General features: G+C 70.8%; 13 protein-coding genes and 2 pseudogenes. 12 read left to right on the top strand and 3 right to left on the bottom strand.

Translation table 11 applies throughout. The annotated features are described in order from the left end of the window. Positions 1-8: 8 nt before the first annotated feature. From NW895_RS26615 to NW895_RS26605, 3 genes and pseudogenes are all read right to left on the bottom strand, one after another. Positions 9-1,071 (bottom strand): annotated as a pseudogene (locus NW895_RS26615) (acyl-CoA dehydrogenase family protein). After that, positions 1,068-1,625 (bottom strand): NADPH-dependent FMN reductase, encoded by a 558-nt coding sequence (gene ssuE, locus NW895_RS26610; RefSeq protein WP_289938609.1) that lies wholly within the window; start codon positions 1,623-1,625, stop codon positions 1,068-1,070. The pseudogene NW895_RS26615 and the gene ssuE overlap by 4 nt, the downstream one beginning before the upstream one ends. A gap of 261 nt (positions 1,626-1,886) precedes the next feature. Next, the gene (locus NW895_RS26605) at positions 1,887-3,023 is read right to left on the bottom strand and encodes an LLM class flavin-dependent oxidoreductase (RefSeq protein ID WP_289938744.1); all 1,137 of its coding nucleotides are present in this window, start codon (positions 3,021-3,023) and stop codon (positions 1,887-1,889) included. 595 nt (positions 3,024-3,618) lie between these two features. Here NW895_RS26605 and NW895_RS26600 point away from each other — a divergent pair. The 12 genes and pseudogenes from NW895_RS26600 to NW895_RS26550 all read left to right on the top strand — a co-directional run bounded on the left by NW895_RS26600 (position 3,619) and on the right by NW895_RS26550 (position 15,435). Then, complete coding sequence (locus NW895_RS26600) at positions 3,619-4,308, top strand: hypothetical protein (protein ID WP_289938607.1); 690 nt, start codon at positions 3,619-3,621, stop codon at positions 4,306-4,308. Beyond that, on the top strand, positions 4,305-6,281 hold the full coding sequence (locus NW895_RS26595) for an FAD/NAD(P)-binding protein (protein WP_289938606.1): 1,977 nt from the start codon (positions 4,305-4,307) through the stop codon (positions 6,279-6,281). Before NW895_RS26600 ends, NW895_RS26595 begins: the two co-directional genes overlap by 4 nt. A gap of 272 nt (positions 6,282-6,553) precedes the next feature. Beyond that, positions 6,554-7,123: a winged helix-turn-helix domain-containing protein gene (locus tag NW895_RS26590; RefSeq protein ID WP_289938604.1), complete on the top strand. Its 570-nt coding sequence runs from the start codon at positions 6,554-6,556 to the stop codon at positions 7,121-7,123. Positions 7,124-7,136: 13 nt separating this feature from the next. Continuing rightward, a complete protein-coding gene (locus NW895_RS26585) occupies positions 7,137-8,366 on the top strand; it encodes an acyl-CoA dehydrogenase family protein (protein ID WP_289938603.1) in 1,230 nt (409 codons plus the stop codon). 31 nt (positions 8,367-8,397) lie between these two features. Then, a pseudogene (locus NW895_RS26580) lies at positions 8,398-8,697 on the top strand (sulfite exporter TauE/SafE family protein); the annotation flags it as partial. 154 nt (positions 8,698-8,851) lie between these two features. After that, the gene (locus NW895_RS41270) at positions 8,852-8,944 is read left to right on the top strand and encodes a putative leader peptide (RefSeq protein ID WP_354670109.1); all 93 of its coding nucleotides are present in this window, start codon (positions 8,852-8,854) and stop codon (positions 8,942-8,944) included. Positions 8,945-9,105: 161 nt separating this feature from the next. After that, positions 9,106-10,149 (top strand): ABC transporter substrate-binding protein, encoded by a 1,044-nt coding sequence (locus tag NW895_RS26575; RefSeq protein ID WP_289938602.1) that lies wholly within the window; start codon positions 9,106-9,108, stop codon positions 10,147-10,149. A 4-nt stretch (positions 10,150-10,153) separates the two neighbouring features. Then, complete coding sequence (locus NW895_RS26570; RefSeq protein ID WP_289938601.1) at positions 10,154-11,002, top strand: ABC transporter ATP-binding protein; 849 nt, start codon at positions 10,154-10,156, stop codon at positions 11,000-11,002. Further along, on the top strand, positions 10,999-12,015 hold the full coding sequence (locus NW895_RS26565; RefSeq protein ID WP_289938600.1) for an ABC transporter permease: 1,017 nt from the start codon (positions 10,999-11,001) through the stop codon (positions 12,013-12,015). Before NW895_RS26570 ends, NW895_RS26565 begins: the two co-directional genes overlap by 4 nt. A gap of 89 nt (positions 12,016-12,104) precedes the next feature. Beyond that, complete coding sequence (locus tag NW895_RS26560; protein ID WP_289938599.1) at positions 12,105-13,460, top strand: LLM class flavin-dependent oxidoreductase; 1,356 nt, start codon at positions 12,105-12,107, stop codon at positions 13,458-13,460. Beyond that, on the top strand, positions 13,457-15,070 hold the full coding sequence (locus NW895_RS26555) for an FAD-binding protein (RefSeq protein ID WP_289938598.1): 1,614 nt from the start codon (positions 13,457-13,459) through the stop codon (positions 15,068-15,070). The genes NW895_RS26560 and NW895_RS26555 overlap by 4 nt, the downstream gene beginning before the upstream one ends. Beyond that, positions 15,067-15,435 (top strand): ferredoxin family protein, encoded by a 369-nt coding sequence (locus NW895_RS26550; protein WP_289938597.1) that lies wholly within the window; start codon positions 15,067-15,069, stop codon positions 15,433-15,435. The genes NW895_RS26555 and NW895_RS26550 overlap by 4 nt, the downstream gene beginning before the upstream one ends. Positions 15,436-15,459: the final 24 nt, after the last annotated feature.

The following is a 15,459-nucleotide window of genomic DNA, read 5'->3' as shown; positions in this document are numbered from 1 at the left end:
TTGGTTCGTCAGAGCAGGCCGTGCCGGGGCGGCCGTGTGCCGTTGAGCAGGTAGCGGCCGATGTGCTGGATCTTCCAGCGGGCCGGGTCGTGCAGCGTGTGGGTGCGGGCGTCGCGCCCATGGCGGTGCAGGCCCAGGGAGTCGAGCGCCGACCGGGTGCCGGAGACCTCGAAGAGGGCGCTGCCGACCTCCAGGGCGGCCTCCGCCGCCGTCACCTTGGCGGCGGCCACCGCGATGGATGCCTCCGCGGCGAAGTCGTCGGTCAGGTCGGCGCGGGCCGCGTCCACGGACCTGGCCGCGGTGGCGAGCAGCGCGTCGGCGGCCGGACACGGATCGCCAGTTCACCGAACCGTTGGATCAGCAGGGGGTCCTCGGCGGCGGTCGGGTGGCCTTCGTCGACGCTCTCGAACCAGGGGCGGCTCTTGGTGCGGACGAACTCCACGGTTGGGGGCCTTGGAAGGTGAGGTGGTGCGGCACGACCCGGTCGGCCGGGACGGGCACCGACTCCAGGCGGACGGTTCCACCGGCGGTGGTGCGCTGGCCCATGCCGTCTCGGTCGTCCACGACCGGGCGAGGACGGGGGATCCAGTCGGCGAACAGCGCGCCGGTGGAGTAGTGCTTGACGCCGTCGAGGACGTACGACCCGTCGGGGCGCCTCGCGAGCCGCGTACGGATGTCCTGCACATGGCTGGTGCCCGCCTCGGACTGGGCGTTGCCGAACCGCTTGCCCGCGAGCACCTCGCCGAAGAAGAACTCCTTCTGCGCCTGCGTCCCCTGTCGGCGGAGAACATTGACGTACACGAAGTGACTCTGCGGGATCTGGGCGAGGCCGGCGTCGGCCGAGGCCGGCAGCCGGAAGATCTCCGCGAGTGTCTCGGTGCTGACGTCCGCGCCGCCGAACTGCGCGGGCACCGTCACGGCGAGCAGCCCGGACGCGGACAGCCGCTCCAGTTCCGCGTGCGGCAGCCGCCGGGCGTCCCGCTCGGCGGCGTCCTTGCAGAAGTCCGCGGCCAGTTCGGCCGCGACGGCGAGGGCCTCGGCATCATCGGCGATCACGGTCGCGGCGCTCATCCGGTGGCCGCCAGCAGGGTCGAGCGGCCACCGAGCGCCAGCGAGAACTGGTCGGTGACCTGGGCCAGGGCCTCGGCGGGGCCCGGTGCGACGGTCAGGGTGCCGTCGTCGGCCACGCTGATGTCCTTGTCGAGCGTGAACCAGCCGGGCGTGATGTGGGCGGGTCCCATGGAGTTCAGCACGGGACGCAGGGCGTAGTCGATGGCCAGGACGTGGGCGGTGGTACCGCCGGTGGCCAGCGGGAGGATGGTCTTGCCGGCCAGCGCGTACTGCGGGAGCAGGTCCAGCAGCGCCTTCAGCAGCCCGGAGTAGGCGGCCTTGTAGACGGGGGTGCCGATCACAACCCCGTCCACCCGTTCGAACAGGGCGGTGGCCTCGACGATCGCCGGATGCCGGAAGTCGGCGTGCAGCAGGGCCTCGGGCGGGAGCGTACGGACGTCGAAGGGGATGACGTCGTGCCCCTGGGCCCTGAGCCGGCCGTCGAGGTGGCGCAGCAGCCGGGCGGTGCGGGAGGTGACGGAGGGGCTTCCGGAGACGGACAGGACGGTGGCCATGCGAGGACCTTTCAGGGTCGTGTCGGATGCGGATGGCGGTCAGACTCGGGCGTCGACGGGCTCGGACTCGGCTTCCCGGGTCTCCAGTTCACGGACCCAGGGCAGGGCTCGGGGGTGCCGATCAGGCCGGTGCGGAAGCCGTCGTTGTACTGGACGAGGTCCTCGACATCGCGCCGCCCGGCGCGGCCACCCCGGGCACCGGCCCCGGGGCCCCGCCCACTGTCACATCCACTGCAGACCAGGATGGTTGGGCTACGGAGGTCATTCGCCCACCGCCGCAAGGGTTTGCGTCCCGCGTGCCGCCCGTTCGGCGTCGCGCTTGGCGACCTCCTCGCGGACGATCGGGATCACGTACCGGCCGAAGTCGATGGCGTCGCCCAGCAGGTCGTAGCCGCGGGCGGAGAGGATGTCGACGCCGAGGTCGTAGTAGTCGAGGAGTGCCTGGGCGACCGTCTCCGGCGTGCCGACGAGGGCGTTGGAGTTGCCCGCGCCGCCGGTCGCTGCGGCGGTCGGGGTCCACAGGGCGCGGTCGTAGCGCTCCCCCGCCTCGGCGATGGCGAGCAGCCGTTGCGATCCGGCGTTCTGCGGCTGGGTGTGCCCGTTGTGGCGCTTGGTGATCGCCTCGCCTTGCTCCTTGCGGGCCTTGATCGCGCCGACTGTGCGGTGGGCCTTCTCCCAGGCCAGCTCCTCGGTCGGGGCGATGATCGGGCGGAACGCCACCTGGATGCGCGGCACGTCGGTGCGGCCCGCGGCCTGCGCGGCGGCCTTCACGTTCTCGATCTGCTCGGCGGTCTTCGCCAGCGGCTCGCCCCACAGGCAGTAGATGTCGGCCTCGGCGCCTCCGGCGGCGTACGCGGCAGGGGACGAGCCGCCGAACGAGACATTCGGTCGGGGCTGTTGGACGGGGAAGACGTCGCTGACGAAGTCGTCGAAGCGGTAGTGCTCGCCCTCGTGGTCGAAGGGCTCGTGGGTGGTCCAGATCTTCTTGACGATCCGGATGTACTCGCGGGTGCGGGCGTAGCGCTCGTCCTTGGTGAGGGTGTCGCCCTCGCGGCCCTGCTCGTGGTCGTTGCCGCCGGTGATGAAGTGCACGGTCAGACGGCCCTCGCTGATCTGGTCGAGGGTGGCGAAGGTCTTGGCGGCGAAGGTGGGGTAGGAGACGTTGGGCCGGTGGGCGAGCAGGATCTGCAGGCGCTCCAGCCTGCTCGCGATGTACGCGGCGGCCGGGGCGGGGTCCGGGGACCCGGAGCCGTAGGCGAACAGCACCCGGTCCCAGCCGTGGTCCTCGTGGGCCCGGGCGAGCCGGAGCGTGTACTCCTTGTCGAACGCGGCGCCGGAGCGGGGCGTGGTTTCGGAGCCGTCGTTGGTGGCGGCGATGCCGAGGAACTCCACGGGCATGGGCATGGCCTTTCAGGGGTTGCGGCGGCACGCAGGCAGGCGGAATCGCCTTGCGTGCAGGCATGAGTGAACAGCCCGTCAGGCAGACGGGTCGGTGCAGTCGTGACGACGTCGAGCGTCGGGAGAAGCAGAGCTGCGGCAGCGCGCGTGGGGAGAGAACTCGGCCCGCGACGGGGTCACCGAGGGAGGGAAGGGCCGGTCAGACGGCCCGCTGCCGAGTCAGGCGCAACACGCGGCGGACCACACCCGACCGAAGTCGATGTGATCGCGCGAGACCAAGCGCCGCTGGGCATACATGCGACCAATTGAGCAGTACATCGTGGCGCTCGTCAAGCAGCGCCCGGATGCCGGACCGCCCCGGGCTGGCGCTGTCCTGGGCACTGTTGACACATCGATGCCCTGGGCCCATACGATCGACAGCGGATCGGCCGCCCTGCCCGGCAGCCTTCCCGGCCGCGTTGAGGGACGCGGCGAATGTGACGACACCGAGCCCCGGCCGCACCGTATGCACGCAGCGCCTGTGCCGTTGCGCTCCCTGCGAGTGCCACCGGGTGGTCACCCACGCCTGCGATCCCCTCCCCCGGAGAGCCTCTCGATGGTCACGCCTTCCGAAGTCACGCCGGCCCCTGCGACGAAACCCCCGAAACGGGCGAGCGCGCCTGGCCCCGACGTGCCGCGGATCGTGCCGCGCCGACACGTCGGCCGGTGGCTGACCGCTGCGGTCGCGCTGCTGCTGTTCGCGATGGTGCTCAACTCCGTCGTCCGCAACGACGCCTTCCAGTGGGACGTGGTGGGCCGGTACTTCACCACCGCCGCCGTGCTCGACGGACTGCTGCTGTCCCTGTGGCTGACGGCTGTGGTGATGGTGCTCGGATTCCTGCTCGGCACCGTGCTCGCGGTGATGCGGCTGTCGGCCAACCCCGTTCTGCGCACGCTGAGTGGCTGCACCAGCAGCGGCGTGGACCTGCTGATCGGCACCCTCAAGGGCACCAGCATCGTCAGCGTGCTGGCCGTGCACGACCTGCTGTACTCGGTGCAGCTGATCTACAACCAGACCTACCAGGTCATCCCGCTGCTGATGGTCGCCACCCTCTGGTACATCGCGGTCACCACCGTGCTCAGCGCGGGCCAGTTCCACGTCGAGCGGTACTACGCCCGCGGCAACTCCCGTGCCCTGCCGCCGACCCCGCTGCAACGGCTGCGCGGCCACCTCACCGCCGTGCGCCGCCGGCTGAACGCGGCCACGGCTGCCGACGCCCGCCCGGCGATCGGCGGTGACCGGTGAGCAGCACCCCTTCGCCGGCCGTCCTGGTCGTCGTCGGCGCGGGGCCGCGCGCCACGGGCCTGCTGGAGCGCATCGCCGCCAACGCGCCCGAACTGTGGGACGACGTACGGGAGTTGCGCATCCATCTGGTGGACCCGCACCCGCCCGGCCCGGGACGCGTCTGGCGCCACGAGCAGTCGGCGCTGCTGCGGATGAACTCCATGGCCGAGGACGTCACCATGTTCACCGACGAGTCCTCCACGATCGACGGCCCGGTACAGCCGGGCCCTTCCCTTGCCGAGTGGGCCGCCCAGTTCTCCGGCCGGAGCCCGCGCCACGCCCCGTACGCCGAACCCACCGACCCTGACGTGCTCGCCGAACTGCGCACGCTCGACGGGTCCGACTTCCCCACCCGCCGCACCCAGAGCGCCTACCTCGACTGGGTGTTCCGCAGGGCGCTGGCCCAGCTACCGCCCACCGTCACGGTCGAGTGGCACCCCACCACCGCGACCGCCGTCACCGGCCCCCCGGACGGCCCGCAGCAGGTGCACCTGGCCGACCGCGCCACTCCGCTCACCGCCGACCTGGTGATCCTGGCCCAGGGCCACCTCGGCTCCAGGCCCGCCGCCGAGCACCGCGACCACGCCGCCTTCGCCCGCCGGCACGGCCGCTTCCACCTCCCGCCCGAGTTCTCCGCCGACGCCGACCTGTCCGCACTGCGACCCGGCGAGCACGTCATCCTGCGCGGCTTCGGGCTCGCCTTCATCGACCTGATGACCCTGCTCACCGAGGGCCGCGGCGGCAGATACCGCACCGAGGCCGACGGCACCCTCACCTACCTCCCGTCCGGCCGCGAGCCCGTCCTGCACGTCGGATCGCGGCGCGGGGTGCCGTACCACTCCAAGACGCGCTACCAACTCCAGGGCCCGCGGCCCCCACTGCCGCGCTGCTTCGGCCCCGAGGCGATCGACGCGCTGCTCGCCGAGGACCGCCCGCTGGACCTGCGGCGCGATGTGTGGCCGCTGATGGCCAAGGAGATCGGCTTCGGCCACTACCACGAGCTCTTCCACGCCCACCCCGAGCGCACGGCCCTCCCCTGGCCGGATTTCGTCGCCGCCTACGACCGCCTGGGCTGGTACGACGAGGACATGGCGACCCTCGTGGCCACAGCCATACCCGACCCGGCGGACCGCCTCGACTTCGAAGCCCTGGACCATCCGCTGGACGGCCTCACGTTCCCCACGCCGGAGGCCTTCCAGGACCACCTGCGCGACCACATCACCCGCGACGTCGCCCGCCGCGAGGACCCGGAGTTCAGCGCCGACCTCGGGGCATTCCTCGCCCTGCTCTCGGTCTACGGGCAACTGCCCCGCCTGGTCGCGGCGGGGCGACTGACCGCGCATTCCGTCGCCGAGCAACTCGACGGCTGGTGGCACGGCTTCTTCGGCTTCCTCGCCTCCGGCCCGCCAGGCTTCCGCCTGCGCCAACTCCTCGCGCTGTCCCGGTCCGGGATCGTCCGCTTCCTGGGCGCCGGCATCCGGATCGACACCGACGAGAGCACCGGCACCTTCACCGCGACCAGCCCCACCGTCCCCGGCCACACCACCCACGCCACCGCCCTCATCGAGGCGTACCTGCCGGGCCCCTCTCTGGACCGCACCGAGGACCCACTCCTGCGGGGCCTGTATCGGGAAGGCGCACTCGCCGAGGAGGTCATCGCCGACCCCACCCACACCCACCGCTCCGGCCTGCTCGCGGTCTCCCCCACGGACGGCCACCTGATCGACCCGTCCCTCGACAGCCCCCACCCCCGCCGCATCGCCCTCGGCGCCCCCACCAACAGCCGGGCCGTCGCCGCCTTCGCCCGCCCCCGCACCAACGCACCCGCCTTCCGCCAGAACGACGCGGTCGCCCGCGCGCTCCTGCGTGCCCTGAGCGCCACCGAGGCTGAGACGGCTACGTCTCCGGTGAACGGCCGGCCTCTCAGAGTGTGAGACCTTCCCTACTTTTCCTATGGAATTACTAGGGAAGCCTTGACTGCGTCCGCCGGGGGTGCGCAGGATGATGAACATGTCCCGTAAGCAGCAACGACTCGTTCGTCGTCGGCATGTCGACTTTGGTCACGTCGTCAGTGCCGCCTGCTGCCGCGCGTAGGGCACGCGGCTCCCACCTTCGCCCGTGCCACTCCGCTCCCACCTTCACAGGCGATCAGGCGAATTCTCCCGCTGCGCCTGATGGCCCGACACACTTCTGAGGGACAACCGCCATGACCACGGCAACTCCGGCCCAGGCCACCCCACACGATCCGCGCCGCTCCGACACACCCCGCCTCCGTCTGGTGGGCGATACCGCGCAGAGAGACACCCAGGGACACACTTCCGCGCCGCTCGTCGGCTACCTCGTGCTCGTCCCCGAGGGCACCGATCCCACCGAGCTCTTCGCCAAGGACAGGCCACGGCCCGAGATCCGACCGGTCGTCACCGCGGAGTCGGCCCCTGTCCGGCGGACGGCGGACGATGTCGTCCGCATCGATCCGCAGCGACATGTCGCTGAGGTGGACGGACGCGAACTGGACCTCACCTACCTGGAGTTCGAGCTGCTGGCGCATCTCGTTCAGCATCCCCACCACGTGCAGACACGTGATCGGCTGGTGGCCGCCGTCTGGGGCTACGACCACATCGGCGACGGCCGCACCGTGGATGTCCACATCGCCCGCCTGCGTCGCAAGCTGGGCGAAGCTCACCGGCATCGCATCGTCACCGTTCGGCGCGTGGGCTACAAGTACGTGCCCGACCAGCAGGAGAGCTCCAACGCCGCGCCCTGCGGCCGATCTTGAGGAGACCACTTCCATGGGCCTTGCCTCCGCGCCGTCCCGCCCCGCCTCGCCGTCCGACCGAACCGGGCCTGGCCATGCGCACTGGCTGCGCGTGGCCCGCGAGGCCGCGGACGACCTGGCCACGGACGCGGCGGCCCGGGAGCAGGCGGGCAAGGCCCCGATCGACGAGGTGTCCCGGCTGCGCGAGGCGGGACTGCTGACGCTCCTGACGTCGGACGAGTCCCGGGGAGGCGGCGCGGACTGGCCCACGGCCTACGCCGTCGTCCGGGAGATCGCCGCGGCCGACGGCGCGATCGGTCAACTGCTCGGCTGTCACTACTTCCTGTCGTGGAGCGCCCGGTTCTTCGCCGGGTCCGCTCTCGCCGAGCAGACAGAGGAGCGGGCCGCAGCCGAACAGTGGTGCTGGGGCGGCGGTTTCGCGCGTCAGGAGCCGCCTCTGATGCTGGCCAGGACCTCCAAGGGACGGGTGCTCGTCGGCCGGCAGAGCTACACCACCGGGGTCCTGGTCGCCGATCGTCTCGCTGTGCGCGCCGTGCGGGAGAACACGGGTGAACCGCTCGCCGTCGTGGTGGATCCCTCCCGTCGCGGTGTGGTGATCGACGGCGATACCGACACCTTCGGCCAGCGGCTCGCGGCCGGCGGCAGCGTGGAGTTCGACAACGTCCCGGTGGGTGCGGACGAGGTGCTCGGCTCTCTGTCCGCGGACGAGGACCTGCTGTCGCCCCGGGCCGCCCTGGTATCTCCGGTCGGGCGTCTCTTCTCCGCCCAACTCCTTCTCGGCATGGCCGAGGGAGCGCTCACCGAAGCCCGTGAGTACAGCAGGACGGGCCACGTACCCTCGCACACCGCCTGGCCGACCGGCACCCCGCACGACCCGCAGGTGCAGACCGCCTACGGAGAACTCACCGTCCTCACCCGCTCCGCGTCGGCACTCACCGATCAGGCACTGGAAGCCGTGCAGTGCGGTCTTGAGCGCGGCGAAGCCCTCACCTACGACGAGTCTGCGGACATCTCCGCCCTCGTGGCCATGGCCGAAACCGCCGCGGCCCGGGCAGCGCAGGAGTCCACCACCCGCGCCCTCGACATCATCGGCGCCCGCTCCGCCTCCGCACGGCTGGGCTTCGACCGGTTCTGGCGCAATGCCCGAACCCACACCCTGTACGAGCCCGTCGCCCACCGGCTCCGCGATATCGGGGAGTACTTCCTCAACGGCGCCCACCCTCCGTTCGTCCTTCCCGCCTGACCGGGAGGCGGAGACGGTCGGGGAGAACGATTCCGCCCTCGGCCCCATACTGGGCGGCCGGGGCATGCCCGTCGCCCGCGTGGCACCGGCCGCCCTCGCCTCCACGTTCACCGCCTCCGTGACCGGGGCCACGGCCTTCGCGCTGCTGTCCCTCCGGTGACATCGCCCCTGACTGGTATACCTCGGTCTGGCCTGCGGCCTCGGCGGACTGATCGGCGGCTGCCTCGGGGCACACCTGCAACCTCGGCTGCCCGAAACGGCACTACGTCTCCTGCTCGGCCCCCTGGCCACCGCCCTCGGTGCCCTCTACGCCGTGCAGTCACTGCGCTGACGGCAGTGGCGGCATAAAACGGCAGCCACCACCTCACCGCCCATCCAGACAATTGTGAACGCCGCGCTTCATTCGCATGTCGGGCCGTTGAGAACATATGACGCGTACGCAAGCGACATTGACCTGGCTGGATTTCGCTGCAACGCTCGTGGCTGTGAGCAAGTCCGAGACCCTCGCCGCGCGCCTGCACGTCGATCTGCGACGTCAGGCCAGCGCCATCTGTGCCGTCGGCCGCCGCACTCACTGACAGGCACAGCTCCCCTTCGCTCCATTTCACAGTCGGCCTCTCGCAAGCCGCTGCTTTTTTCACCAGACGTCGGCCCTCGTCATAGCCAATTCTGCCGAGATCTTTTCTCCGCCGTTCGACGTCTGCCCTTCCTTTCCCCGTTTCCCGAACAGGAACCTGCCATGGCCACGACGGCATCGACCCGACGTCACTTCCTCACCCTTCTCGGTCTTTCGGCGGTGTCGGTGAGCTGCGGCACGACCGCGTCCGGGACACCGGCCGCCAAAAACCAGACCAAGACGCTGAGATACCAGGGCTGGGCCGGACAGGTCACATTGCCCGAACTGGCCGAGGATCTCGGCTATCTGGAGGACGTGAAGCTGCAGTGGGTCGGCAACACGATCAGCGGACCGCAGGACATCCAGTCCGCGGCCACGGGTCAGGTCGACTTCGGCGGCGCGTTCAACGGCGCGGTCGTCAAGCTGGCCGCCAACAACGCTCCCATCAAGGCCGTCATCAGTTACTACGGCGCCGACAAGTACGCCTACAACGGCTTCTACGTCCTCAAGGACAGCCCGATCCGCTCGGCCCGGGACCTGATCGGCAAGAAGGTCGGGATGAACACCCTCGGAGCCCACTCCGAGGCCATGCTCGACATCTACCTTCAGCGAGGCGGTCTGTCCCAGGCCGACATCGACAAGGTCGAGCCGCTCGTGGTGCCCCCGGTCAACACCGAGCAGTCCTTGCGCCAGAAGCAGATCGACGTGGCCGTACTCGGCGGCATCCTGCGCGACAAGGCCCTGGAGACCGGCGGTATCCGCCCACTGTTCACGGACTACCAGCTGCTGGGCGCGTTCAGCGCCGGCACGTACGTGATGACAGACCACTTCCTGAAGCAGAACCCCGACACGGCCCGGACCTTCGTCACCGCCGTGGGGCGGGCCATCGAGTGGTCCCGTTCCACTCCGCACGACGAGGTCGTCGACCGGATGACGGAGATCGTGGAGAAGCGCGGCCGCAACGAGGACACCGCACCGCTGAAGTTCTGGCGGTCCTACGGCGTCGCGGAAACAGCGGGCCGGATCACCGGCAAGGAACTCCAGTTGTGGATCGACTGGCTGGCCGAGCGGGGCGACATCAAGAAGGGCCAGGTCACGCTGTCGGACCTCTACACCAATGAGTTCAACGCCTACAAGAAGTCCTCCGCCGCGAAGAGCGGGAGCTGATCCCATGCCGGAAGACACCACGCAATGCACGACGCCCAAGATCGTGTTCGAGGACGTACGGAAGGACTTCACCGTCAAGGACCGTACGGGGGACGGGCAGACCACCCGTTTCACCGCCCTCGACGGTATCGACCTGGAGATAGCGGACGGCGAGTTCGTCGTCCTGGTCGGTCCCAGCGGCTGCGGAAAGTCGACACTGCTGGAACTGCTCGGCGGCCTCACCCAGCCCACTGGCGGACGGATCCTGCTGGACGGCGAACCCGTCACCGGGCCGGGCCTGGACCGGGGCATCGTCTTCCAGCAGTACGCGCTGCTGCCGTGGCGCACGGCACAGGGCAACGTCGAGTTCGGACTGGAAGCCACCGGCGTCCCACGGCGCCGACGTGCCGCACGCGCCCGGGAGTTCCTGGACCTGGTCGGCCTGACGGGGTTCGAGGACCGCCATCCGCACGAGCTGTCGGGCGGAATGCGGCAGCGGGTGGCGATCGCCCGCAGCCTCGCCTATGACCCCGATGTGCTGTTGATGGACGAGCCGTTCGCCGCGCTGGACGCCCAGACCCGGGAGTCGCTCCAGGACGAACTCCTGCGCATCTGGCAGCGCACCGGCAAGACCGTCGTCTTCATCACCCACGGCATCGACGAGGCCGTCTACCTGGGACAGCGCGTCGCCGTCATGACGTCGAGGCCCGGCCGGATCAAGCAGATCGTGCCGGTCGCCCTCGGCTCCCGTGCGGCGACGGACGACCCTCGCTCCAGTGCCGAGTTCGCACGGCACCGCCACGAGATCTGGTCGCTGCTGCACGACGAGGTGGCCAGGGCCCAGCAGTTGGAGAAGGAGGAGGCCTCCGTATGAGTTCCACGACCGGCACGACCACGGAGAAGGCCGACGCGACCCACGCGGCCACCACGACCGACGCGGCGAGCACGACGGAAAAAGTCCGGGCAGCTTCCCTCACCGAGCCCGCCGAGTCCGCCACGTCCCCTGAGGCCGGCACATCCACCGCACCCACGCCCGGCGCCTCATCACCCCCGGACGCGCGCCGGGCCCCCTTCCTCACGACCCGTGTCCGCCGGACAGCGCTGCGGACGGTCCGCCGACTGCCGCACCTGCTGCTGAAGGGGGCGACCAAGTCCGCGGCCATCGTGGCCCTGCTCCTGCTGTGGGAGATCGCGCCACGAGCCGGTCTGGTGGACCGGACCTTCCTGCCGCCGTTCAGCGAGGTCGCCGACGCCTGGTGGGGGCTCGCCGCAGACGGTCAGCTCGCCGACAACGCGCGTGCCAGCCTGGCGCGTTCGTTCGGCGGATTCGGTATCGCCGTGGCCGTCGCCGTACCGCTCGGGCTGCTGATCGGCTGGTACCGGCCGGTCGCCGACCTCCTCGGACCGCTGCTTGAGGTGTTCCGCAACACCGCGGCGCTGGCCCTGCTGCCGGTGTTCGTCCTGTTGCTGGGAATCGGCGAGACCTCGAAGATCTCCATCGTGGTGTACGCCTGCGCCTGGCCGATCCTGCTCAACACCATCAGCGCTGTCCGCCACGTCGATCCGACCCTGCTGAAGCTGGCGAAGTCGATGGACCTGTCCGCGCCCCGGCTGTTCCAGAAGGTCATCCTGCCGGCCTCGGTGCCGGTGATGTTCACCGGCATCCGGCTGGCCGGAGCGGTGTCGATCCTGGTGCTGGTCGCCGCCGAGATGATCGGTGCCAAGGCGGGCCTCGGCTATCTGATCAATGCCTCGCAGTACAACTTCGCGATCCCGCAGATGTACGCGGGCATCATCACGATCTCCGCCATAGGCGTGGTCTTCAACCAGTTCCTGGTGACCGTCGAGCGCCGGCTCAGCTCCTGGCGCGTACCCGCGGGCGGCTGACCCCACCCGTCACCGCCCCTCCCCTCTCCGCCCTCTGCTCCTCCCCCTGTCACCCGCTCCGCTCACCGGCCCCCGATCCGAGGAACCCCATGACCGCGCCCAGACCCCGTCAGCTGCATCTCAACGCCTTCCTGATGAACGCAGGCCACCACGACGCCGCCTGGCGACACCCGCGCACCCAGCCCGAACGCGTCACCGACCTGCGCTACTTCCAGCACCTCGCGCGCACCGCCGAGCGCGGTCTGCTCGACTCCGTCTTCCTCGCCGACGGACTCGCCCTGTGGGGGAAGGTCCGCTACAACGCCCTCGGCGGCTTCGAACCGCTCACCCTGCTGTCGGCCCTGGCGGCGGTCACCGAACACGTCGGTCTGATCGCCACCGTCTCCACCACCTTCAACGAGCCCTTCCACACCGCCCGCAAGTTCGCCTCCCTGGACCACATCAGCGGCGGCCGGGCGGGCTGGAACATCGTCACCTCCGGAACTGTGAACGAGGCCCGCAACTTCGGGCAGGAGGAGCACCTTGAGCACGGGCTGCGCTACGAGCGGGCGCGGGAGTTCGTCGAGGTCGCCACCAAGCTGTGGGACAGCTGGGAGGACGACGCGATCCTGCTCGACCGTGAGCGCGGCGTCTACGCCGACACCGACAAGGTGCGGGAGATCAACCACCGCGGGGAGTACTTCGGGGTGCAGGGACCCCTGAACGTACCGCGCACCCCGCAGGGCTACCCGCTGCTGGTACAGGCCGGCTCGTCGGAGGACGGCAAGGAGTTCGCCGCCCAGTACGCCGAGGCCGTCTTCACCGCCCAGCAGACTCTCGCCGACGGCCAGGCCTTCTACAAGGACCTCAAGTCCCGGCTCGCCCGCTACGGCCGTACCGGGGACCAGCTGCTGGTGCTTCCCGGCATCGCACCCGTCATCGGCTCGACGGAAGCCGAAGCTCGGCTCTTGGAGCAGGAGTTGACGGATCTTCAGGTGCCTGAGTACGGGCTCGCCCAGCTGTCCGGGATGCTCGGCACCGATCTGACCGGGCTGCCGCTGGACGGGCCTCTGCCCGAGCTGCCGGAGGAGCGGGACATCAACGGCAACAAGAGCCGCTTCACGCTCGTCGCCGAACTCGCCCGCCGTGACGGCCTGACCTTGCGTGAGCTCATCGCCCGCCTCGGTGCCGGCCGTGGCCACCGCGTCTTCGCCGGCACTCCCGAGCAGATAGCCGACGAGATCGAGGAGTGGTTCACCGAGGGCGCCGCCGACGGCTTCAACATCATGCCGCCCCATCTGCCGGGCGGCCTGGAGGACTTCGTCGACCACGTCGTACCGATCCTGCAGCGGCGCGGGCTGTTCCGTACCGAGTACACCGGCCGCACCCTGCGCGAGAACTACGGCCTGGCCCGCCCCGCCAACCGGCTGGTCGCGACAGCCGCAGGAGAGGAGGTGGCGGTATGACCGGTCTCGACCTCACCACGGACGTCCTGGTGGTCGGTGGTGGCCCCGCGGCCACCTGGGCCGCGCTCAAGGCGGCCCAGGCCGGGGCGGACGTCGTCCTCGCCGACAAGGGCTACTGCGGCACCAGCGGCGCCACCGCCTCGGCCGGAACCGGCGTCTGGTACGTCCCCCCGGAGCCCGCCGCTCGGGAGGCGGCCATGGCCAGCAGGGAGGGACTCGGCGGATACCTGGCCGACCGGCGCTGGATGGCCCGGGTGCTGGACCAGACATACGCCGGGATGAACGAGCTCGCGGCGGCGGGGCGCTACCCCTTCCCGACCGGGCCCGACGGCAAACAGCTCAGGAACGGCCTCCAGGGGCCGGAGTACATGCGCAGGATGCGGATCCGCGTGCAGCGGGCCGGGGCACGCGTCCTCGACCACAGCCCGGTCACCGAACTGCTCACCGATCTCTCCGGAGCGGTCGCCGGGGCCCGGGGACACCGGCGGCAGGCCGGGCAGCCGTACCGGGTGCGCGCCGGGGCGGTCGTCCTGGCCACGGGCGGCTGCGCGTTCCTCAGCGGCGCGCTCGGCTGCAACGTCAACACCGGCGACGGCGCGCTGTTCGCCGCCGAGGCGGGCGCGGAGCTGTCGGGGATGGAGTTCTCAGGCGCGTACGGCATCGCGCCCGAGGGCACCTCCGTCACCAAGACCGCGTTCTACTCGTTCGCGACCTTCTACCACGAGGACGGCACGGTCCTGGAGGGTGCGGCCAGCCAGGGCGGCCGGTCCGTGATCGCGCGGGCGCTGCTCAGCGAGAAGGTGTACTGCCGCCTCGACCGGGCGGACGCGGCGGCCCGGCAGGCGATGCGGCTGGCCCAGCCCAACTTCTTCCTCACCTTCGACCGGCTCGGCATCGACCCCTTCACCCAGCGCTTCGCCGTCACGCTCCTCGCCGAGGGCACCGTGCGCGGCACCGGCGGCATCCGCATCACCGGCGACGACTGCTCCACCACCGTCCCCGGACTGTACGCGGCCGGCGACGCGGCGACCCGTGAGCTGATCTGCGGCGGCTTCACCGGCGGCGGCAGCCACAACGCCGCCTGGGCCATCTCCTCCGGCATCTGGGCCGGCCGGGGCGCGGCCCGCCACGCCCGCTCGCTCGGCGCACGCGCCGCCACGAGGCGCCTGGTGGCCGTGGGTGGGGCCGGTCTCCGGCCCACCGGAACACCGGGTCCGGCCGAGGACTTCCGCGAGGTCGTCACCGCGGTCCAGGCCGAGGTGCTGCCGTACGAGAAGAACTACCTGCGCCACGGCGACCGGCTCACCGCCTCGCTGGAGGTCCTCGACAGCGTCTGGGAGCAGTCGCGCGCCTCTCTGCACGCCCAGGGCGGGGACACAGTACGGGCGAGGCAAGCGGCGGCGATGGCGGCACACGCCCGCTGGATGTACGCGGCCGCACTGGCCCGCACCGAGACCCGCGGTATGGCCAAGCGGCTCGACTTCCCGGCACAGGACCCCGGTCAGCACCACCGCATCACGACGGGCGGTCTGGACCGGGTGTGGACCCGTGTCGAGCCCCTGACGGACGCGTCGGCCACGTCAGCCGCAGCCCTGGAGGTGGCCTCATGATCGAACTGGTCTCGGCGGAACGCTGCATCGCCTGCGACAAGTGCATCAGGGTCTGCCCGACCGATGTCTTCGACCGCGGCGAGGACGGCATCCCGGTACTAGCCCGCCGCGACGACTGCCAGACCTGCTTCCAGTGCGAGGCGAACTGCCCGGCCGACGCCCTGTTCGTCGCGCCCCTGACCCACCCGCTGCCTGACGACTCCACCGCCCGCGACGAGGACCACCTGGACCGTACGGGGCTGCTCGGCAGCTACCGCCGGCACATCGGCTGGGGACGAGGCCGCACCCCCGGCGCGCTACGGGCCGTCGGTCCTCCCCTCAGCCCGCCAGGGTCCCAGGGAACCTCCCTGCCCATCACCTCCTGACGACCTCCCGACTGATCGCCCTCG

This window comes from Streptomyces sp. S.PNR 29, from assembly GCF_030386795.1.
Taxonomy (GTDB): domain Bacteria; phylum Actinomycetota; class Actinomycetes; order Streptomycetales; family Streptomycetaceae; genus Streptomyces.
The sequence above is the reverse complement of the archived record's forward strand: the minus strand, read 5'-3'. Positions and strand labels throughout refer to the sequence as shown.